General features: G+C 43.0%; 8 protein-coding genes. All 8 read left to right on the forward strand.

Going from position 1 to position 7,893, the window contains the following annotated elements:
- On the forward strand, nt 1–924 hold a 924-nt coding region (locus tag ACIQ0R_RS12565; RefSeq protein WP_395828045.1), incomplete at its 5' end, for a glycosyltransferase.
- A 17-nt stretch (nt 925–941) separates the two neighbouring features.
- The gene (locus ACIQ0R_RS12570; RefSeq protein ID WP_395828048.1) at nt 942–2,153 is read left to right on the forward strand and encodes a hypothetical protein; all 1,212 of its coding nucleotides are present in this window, start codon (nt 942–944) and stop codon (nt 2,151–2,153) included.
- A 2-nt stretch (nt 2,154–2,155) separates the two neighbouring features.
- The gene (locus ACIQ0R_RS12575; RefSeq protein ID WP_395828052.1) at nt 2,156–3,286 is read left to right on the forward strand and encodes an NAD-dependent epimerase/dehydratase family protein; all 1,131 of its coding nucleotides are present in this window, start codon (nt 2,156–2,158) and stop codon (nt 3,284–3,286) included.
- Complete coding sequence (epsC, locus tag ACIQ0R_RS12580) at nt 3,283–3,825, forward strand: serine O-acetyltransferase EpsC (RefSeq protein WP_395828055.1); 543 nt, start codon at nt 3,283–3,285, stop codon at nt 3,823–3,825. The genes ACIQ0R_RS12575 and epsC overlap by 4 nt, the downstream gene beginning before the upstream one ends.
- A gap of 5 nt (nt 3,826–3,830) precedes the next feature.
- The gene (locus ACIQ0R_RS12585; RefSeq protein ID WP_395828058.1) at nt 3,831–4,838 is read left to right on the forward strand and encodes a hypothetical protein; all 1,008 of its coding nucleotides are present in this window, start codon (nt 3,831–3,833) and stop codon (nt 4,836–4,838) included.
- 14 nt (nt 4,839–4,852) lie between these two features.
- The gene (locus tag ACIQ0R_RS12590) at nt 4,853–5,413 is read left to right on the forward strand and encodes a sugar transferase (protein WP_395828061.1); all 561 of its coding nucleotides are present in this window, start codon (nt 4,853–4,855) and stop codon (nt 5,411–5,413) included.
- A 75-nt stretch (nt 5,414–5,488) separates the two neighbouring features.
- Nucleotides 5,489–7,423, forward strand: coding sequence for a polysaccharide biosynthesis protein (locus ACIQ0R_RS12595; RefSeq protein ID WP_395828066.1), 1,935 nt, complete (start codon nt 5,489–5,491; stop codon nt 7,421–7,423).
- 47 nt (nt 7,424–7,470) lie between these two features.
- The gene (locus ACIQ0R_RS12600) at nt 7,471–7,797 is read left to right on the forward strand and encodes an H-NS family nucleoid-associated regulatory protein (protein ID WP_395828063.1); all 327 of its coding nucleotides are present in this window, start codon (nt 7,471–7,473) and stop codon (nt 7,795–7,797) included.
- Nucleotides 7,798–7,893 lie beyond the last annotated feature (96 nt).

The following is a 7,893-nucleotide window of genomic DNA, read 5'->3' on the forward strand; positions in this document are numbered from 1 at the left end:
GTGATGATTGTAACTTATAATCAAGAGTATTTAATTCGCGAAACTATTGATAGCGTGTTATTGCAAGATTATGATAATCTAGAAATAGTTGTGGCTGATGATGCTTCAACAGATAATACACTAAATATATTACAAGATTATGCTGCTAAATTTCCTGAAAAGTTTGTTCTCGTTTTAAATGAGAAAAATCTTGGGATTACAGGGAATTGTAATTCGGCGTTAAAAGCATGTAGTGGCGAATTGATTGCCGTTTTAGGCGGGGATGATGTGTTTCTTCCTGGGAAAATATCGGCCCAAGTCGAGATTTTTATAGAAAATCCTGACGTCAGTCTTTCCTATCATGCTGTCGAGGTATTTCAACATCAAACAGGTAGAACACTGCATATAACAAACCAAAAGCCGTCGGACGACATCTTGAATATTCAGGACATGTTGGTAAAAATGGGTATTCCTGGAGGCTCCTCTCTAATGCATAGAGCTTCGGCAGTTCCTGTTGGTGGATACGATAGTAGATTACCAATGGTGTCAGATTGGCTATTCATGCTGGAATTGGCAATGCATGGCAAGATTGCAAAGCTCAACGGTATCTATGCGCGTTATCGAAAACATGGTCATGGCGCAAGTGATAAAACATTAGAGTTGCTTGGCGAATCGATAGCGAATATAGATATTTTTATGGAGAAATATCCGGTACGAGTTGATTTAATCCTATATTGCAAACGGGCCAAGGCTCGATATATCGCAGGAGAAGGATTTCGGCAATTGGGAAAAAAGCGTGATGTGGCGAAAAATCTTTTCAGGCGCTGTATTATCCTGGATGGAGAAAATTTATCATATAGGATCTTGTATGCTATATCTGCGCTGCCAATTATTTCAGAATTTATTGGGAAAATCTTGAATTTCTATAAATATCGCTTGAAATAAAGCGCAATAAGAAAAATATGAAATATTTTCTCGCTTTAAAGAGAATGCAAAATTTCCACTTGTGGGTTCTTGCATTTTTTTATCTTCCTCAAAGCATTATTGGTTTTTACGTTTATGACCAAAATTATGCATTGTTATTTTTAGCGATTGCTTTCGTATCTCTTTTCTCATATTTATTTTTCTTTTATATCGTATTTGGGGGGGGATATTTCCATAGGTTTTTTCATCGATTTTGGAAATCGTCATTTGATGTTGCGAATTATCCATTTGTGGTATTTGGGGCTTATTTTCTGTTAATCGTTTACGCGATTATTACAACTGATCAAATAGCTCTATTTATGGCTTTTAAAGGTGCAAGTATTGATGAACTTGCAAGAAGTCGAGAGATGTTTCTCCGGACAAGGGAGGGATGGGAAGCCATTTTTCCTTATGTCAATGCATTATTCGTAATGGCTTTCTTGCCATATACGATAGCTTCGTTGTTTTATAGAAGGAATAAATTAAGATTTTATTTTTTGATCCCATTTTTATTTTGTCTTGCCTTAACGCTTGAAAAAAGTGTCGCTATTCTAGCTGTTGTTCCAATTATTATATTGGCAGTTAACTCGGGAAAAAGTAATAAGAGTTTTCGTATCATAGTGTTTTTGGCTATATTTATAGCTGGGGTTTCTTTTTTGTCACGAGGGGGCGGTCAGGATAATATGAGCACAGTACCTGAAACTGGCGGTGCGGCATCAATTCCTGAAGCTTATCAATTATTTAAATGTGATAGTCAGCTGTGCTATATTTTAAATCGTGTTACATGGATACCTTATGCTACAGCGATAGATTGGTTGCGATATCAAAATATTGTACTTCGTGGTGATTATGTACTAGGTAAATCAATTGGTGTTTTTTCAACTTTTCTTGATGTGCCAAAAGTGAATTTAGAACGTGATGTTTTTGAGTTTCAATGGGGACAAAACGAAACAGGTACGGGGTCTTCAAACACAGTTTACTTTATTGATGCATTTGTTAATTTTTCATGGTTTGGTGTTTTGTTGTATGCGGCCGTTCTTGCTCTCATAGTTAAAATACTTGTTTTGTCAGATAATGTTCCAATCAAATGTGCGTCTTTTGTTTCCTTATTTTATCTCGGAGTTAATTCTCTGCCCCCAATGATATTCAGTGGCGGGTTGGTTGTTCTAATACCAATAGCATTGTTTTCTAGGCAAAGAATAAAAATTTAATTATGAATATTTTAATTACTGGTGGCTTGGGCTTTATTGGTACTAATTTGACAAAATTACTGCTTTCGAATGGTGATTATAAGATCCGCGTATTCGATAATTTGAGTCCTCAAATTCATGGCGTAATTCCCAGGATTGGCAAGAATTTTGTCAATTTGGACAACGTTGAAATTTTACGTGGTGATATTTGCAACCCATCGGCCTTAGCTGCCGCGATTAACGGCATGGATGCAATTGTTCACCTGGCTGCTGAAACTGGCACGGCACAGTCTATGTATCAGATTGCACACTACAATGCGGTGAATAGTCAAGCAACGGCTCAACTGCTGGATTTTCTTGCTAATAATCCACATAATATAAAAAAGGTCGTCTTGGCTTCCTCGCGCTCTATTTATGGTGAGGGAGCATACGCGTGTAAGACGCATGGCCTAGTCTACCCTGGCGCCCGTAGTGCCGCAGCACTCAAAAATCATCAATGGGATCCGTTATGTCCCCATTGCAATGGTGCTATTTCAGCGGTTGCTACGAGCGAGTCCGCTAGGCAGAGTCCTGCATCGATCTACGCAGCGACAAAATATGCTCAGGAGGATCTTATCCGCATAGCTGGTGACTCTCTCGGCATCGGAACAGTGGTTTTGCGTTTCCAAAATGTGTATGGAGCTGGGCAGTCGCTTAATAACCCTTATACCGGCATATTATCGATTTTCTCTACCCGCATTCGTCGTGGCATGTCTCTGCCGATATTTGAGGATGGCTGTGAAAGCCGCGATTTTGTGCATATCACCGATATCGCGCGAGCAATTCAGTTGGCATTGGAAAGTGATGCGGCTAATGGCGGGACGTTCAACGTTGGTGCGGGAGAGCCAACATCTGTGCTTGAAATTGCCAATATGCTGGTCGATGCCTTTGGTGGGAAAATTCGTCCTGAAGTCACCGGGCAGTATCGGCTTGGCGATATCCGCCACTGTTATGCCGATATGAGTCTGATACGGGAGAAGCTTGGCTTTGAGCCAAAAATATCGTTAAAAAAAGGGATTGAGGAATTTACTAACTGGGTGCTGTCACAACCGTTACCTGAAGATGGCTTGGATAAGGCAAACCAGGAACTAAAAAAACGTAAGATGATGTCATGATATTGCGGGAGACCTTATATGCCGATTTGGCCAGACAATATTTTTTTTCTGGCAAGGGTGGGAAAAAAACGACTACGCTAGGATTAATGTTGGCAATATTCTCGCCTCGATTTACACCTATTGTGATTTTTCGATTATCTCATTGGTGCTTTCAAAAAAAAATATCATTACTAGCCAAAATATTGTCGATGATCAATTTTGTAATATTTGGTCTTGAGATTGCTGTACGCTGTGAAATCGGTCCTGGACTTTATTTCCCACATACACAGGGAACAGTTATCGGTGCAAATAAGATTGGTGAGAACGCGACGATTTATCATAATGTCACTTTTGGAGCTCGTGAAATTGACCTTGACTATTCCAGTTCGTCCAGACCTGATATCGGCGATAACGTGATTGTTGGAGCTGGAGCAAAAATTCTTGGTCCGATAGTAATTGGTAATAATGTACGTGTTGGCGCAAACGCTGTTGTTGTTGACAGCGTTCCTTCCGGAGCAACTGTTGTCGGAATTCCGGCGCGTATAGTCAAACAGGTTTAAATAATATGCTTAAAACAGGTGAACGTATATTATTTATCGCCCCACGTTTTTTCGGGTACGAAAAAGAAATTAAGCGAGAGTTGGAGGCATTTGGTAATCAAGTTGATTGGTATGATGACAGGCCTTCGTCAACTTCGTTGATGAAGGCAATGATCCGCTTTCGTCCTCAATTAGTAGCAAAAATAGTCAATAAATATTTCGACGATATCATTAGGAAAGCTGCTGACGTTGACTATGATGTAGTACTTGTGATAAAGGGAGAGGCATTTCCTGCTGAGAAAATTCAAATTTTGAGAGAAATTTTGCCGGAGGCAAGATTTTTATACTATTCGTGGGATTCATTACAAAACTTTAAGAATAGCTATGAGAAGCTAAAGTACTTTGACAAAGTTTATAGTTTCGACCGTTTTGATGCCATTAAGAATAAAAAAATACAGCATCTGTCACTTTTTTATACCCGTGCCTATGAAGTTTTGGGCCTGTCAAAAAAAACAAAAGGACAGTCCGTTATTGATTTATTATTTCTAGGGTCAATACATTCAGATCGCTATCTCGTCGTAAAAAAAGTTTGGGCAGCTGTCAAATACCTTAAACCAAATGTCCGTCTTTACGCTCATTTTTTCTATCAAAGCAAATGGGTGTTTGCTATTAGGAAAATCGTCGACAGTCAATTCAGATTGATCCCTTGGTCTGATGTAAAGTGGAAGTCATTAAAGTCCGAAAATACACTGGCATTGATAGAGCGAAGCCAGATATTGGTTGACGTGCACCATCCGGGTCAAACCGGGTTAACTATGCGTACTATAGAATGCCTTGGGGCCAAGCGTAAGTTGATTACAACAAATTCCGATGTCAAGAGTTATGATTTTTATGATTCTAATAATATCCTTGTAATTGATCGGCTTGCACCACTCGTCCCAGATAGTTTCATCAATACGGATTTTCGTCCTGTTGATGAAGATATCTATGCGAAATATAGTTTGCGTAAATGGTTGATCGAGATATTTTCCTGAACAATTGGAGGGGTATGAAAAGATTTTTTGATTTATTTTTTTCATTGATTGCATCGATTCTGTTATTGATTCCAATTGTCATGGTGTCGCTACTAGTCAGAGTGACATCGGCTGGACTGGTTATTTATTGGTCTGATCGTGTCGGTCGTGGTAATCGAATATTCAAAATGCCAAAATTCAGGACCATGCGCGTCGATACTCCGGCTGTTGCAACCCATTTGCTTACTGACCCAAAGAAATTCCTTACCCCTGTTGGATCTTTTTTGCGTAAATCTAGCCTCGATGAGTTGCCTCAGTTATGGAGTATTATCAAGGGCGACATGAGTTTTGTTGGCCCACGCCCTGCATTGTTCAACCAAAATGATCTGATCGAATTAAGGACTGCGCACGGCGTTGATCAACTGTTGCCTGGATTGACAGGATGGGCGCAGATCAATGGACGGGATGAGTTGCCTGTTCCTGAAAAGGTCAAGCTGGATGTCGAGTATCTTGAGCGTCGTTCTTTTTTAATGGATATAAAAATCATGTTTCTGACTTTTTTAAAAGTCATTCGAAGAGATGGAATTACGCACTGACAGTCGATCTGGTATTAAAGCAGTTTACGCTGATGTATCAATTTTCCCAAGATAGTGAAATGCCGAGTTGCCCATATGATTTCATTTTTAAATTTATCGCGCCTGAAGAAGCAAATAATTGCGGCGACAGTTGACCTGATTTTGCTGCCGCTAACATTTTGTCTTGCAATATGGTTGCGGCATGATGGGCTGAGTGGCTGGTTGATGCATCAGTACGGTCTATTGATCGTCGCTGTGCCGCTTATATCGATACCGATTTTTGTAAGACTTGGTTTGTATCGTGCGGTGATCCGCTTTATAGACCACAAAATTGTGTATGTGGCGGTGCTGGGCGTTACATTGTCTGTGGTTGCATTAGGGGCAATTGGCACTTTTACACAAACCGCCGGTTATTCGCGTGCGGTTTTCGGTATTTATTGGGTCAGTGCGATCTTGTATGTGGCTGCCAGCAGGTTTCTGGCGCGTGGCTATCTGTTGCGCGTCAGTGGTATTGTTGGCGCGGTCCCGGTGGCGATTTATGGTGCCGGCCAGGCTGGCACGCAATTGGCAAGTGCTTTGCGCGCCGGTAATGAATATCTCCCTGTTGCGTTCATCGATGACAAAAAAGAGTTGCAACGGGCGACTATTGCGGGGATCAAGGTTTTTTCACCCGACCAGATAGCCGAGTTAATCGCGCGCTACAACTGCAAGGAAATTTTGCTCGCAATGCCGTCTGTGAGCAAGCTACAGCATAAGCATATTCTCGATAAGCTTGAACCTTTCAAGGTGAAGATAAAAGTCACGCCGCCGATTAAAAGCTTGATCAATGGCGAGTTGCGCGTGCAGGACATCCGTGAGGTGGAAATTGAAGACCTGCTGGGGCGCGATGCGGTGGACCCAAATCCAGAGTTGATTTCCGCATGTATTGCAAAGAAATCAGTTATGGTAACTGGTGCTGGCGGTTCCATCGGTTCCGAACTATGCCGGCAGATCGTTCGCCAGCGACCATCTCGTCTGATTTTGCTCGAAATGTCAGAGTTCGGTTTGTATGCGATTGAGCAGGAGTTGGGTGAGCTGCGGAGAAGTCTGGATCTGGATATCGAACTGTTGCCCTTTCTAGGCTCGGTATTGGAGATGGAAAAATGCGAACGCATCATGCGTACGTTTGCTGTGGAAACGGTCTATCACGCAGCTGCCTACAAACACGTGCCGTTGGTTGAGCATAATCCGATTGAGGGAATTCGGAATAACGTCTTCGGAACCGTGAGTGTGGCCAAGGCTGCTATGGCAGCAGGTGTCAAGTCATTCGTGTTGATATCGACAGACAAGGCGGTGCGTCCGACAAATGTGATGGGCTCGACCAAGCGTTTTGCCGAACTAATATTGCAGGCATTCTCGCGTGTGCAGGCCAAGAGCGGCGCAAAAACCAGGTTCTGTATGGTGAGATTTGGCAATGTACTCGGGTCGTCCGGTTCGGTCGTGCCGCTGTTTCGCAAGCAGATCATGGCGGGTGGTCCGATTACGTTGACGCATCCTGAAATTACCCGTTACTTCATGACCATTCCTGAGGCTGCACAGTTGGTGCTGCAGGCCGGGGCGATGGGGCAGGGTGGGGATGTATTCGTGCTGGATATGGGCGAGCCGGTCAAGATTATCGATTTGGCCAAACGCATGGTCCATCTGAGCGGGTTGGAGGTGTTGTCCGATAAGAATCCCGATGGCACGATAGAAATCAATCATGTCGGTTTGCGGCCTGGTGAAAAATTATATGAGGAATTGCTGATAGGAGAGAATGTTGAGGGAACTCAACATCCGCTGATCATGCGTGCGCAAGAGATCGAGATTCCGTGGAATATTCTTGAGGATTTGTTGGGCAAGCTGGATGATGCTTGCAACAGATTCGCTTATGAGGAAGTGCGTGCGCTGTTATTGCGGGCCGTCGCGGAATATGCGCCACAGTGTGGGATCGAGGATTTTATCTGGCGAGCGAAGCAGCGCACGTCGGATGTAGGTGAGGTGTTGCTGCACTGATTACCAAAGCAGTATTTGATTAAATTTCTTTTTCGTTGGGGGTTGGTATGGATTTATCAGGATTATCGGTTGCTGAATTGCGCTTGCTACAAGATGAGATCAAGCAAACTTTGAAAGATCGAGAGCTGCAAGAGCGAAACAAAGCGCGCGAACAGATTTTGGCAATTGCCCATACTGCCGGTATCTCTCTGCAGGATCTGTTGGGCGCCGGTTCGCGTAGCAAGAGTTTGGCGCCACAGGCCAAGGTTGCAGTGCGTTATCGTCATCCATCCGATGCCAATTTGCAATGGACCGGTCGCGGCCGGCAACCGAAGTGGGTGCAGGACTGGGTCGCTTCTGGTCAGACACTCGATACCATACGAGGGTGTAATTAGTTTTGTGTAAACGGTCATTTGGCAGCACACTGCCACCATAGAGGAAAAAATGACCTACGTAAAACGCACCAAACGGGCCAAGCCCGATCCTGAGTT

The sequence above is a fragment of the Collimonas sp. genome, from assembly GCF_044339385.1.
Classification (GTDB): Bacteria; Pseudomonadota; Gammaproteobacteria; order Burkholderiales; family Burkholderiaceae_D; genus Collimonas.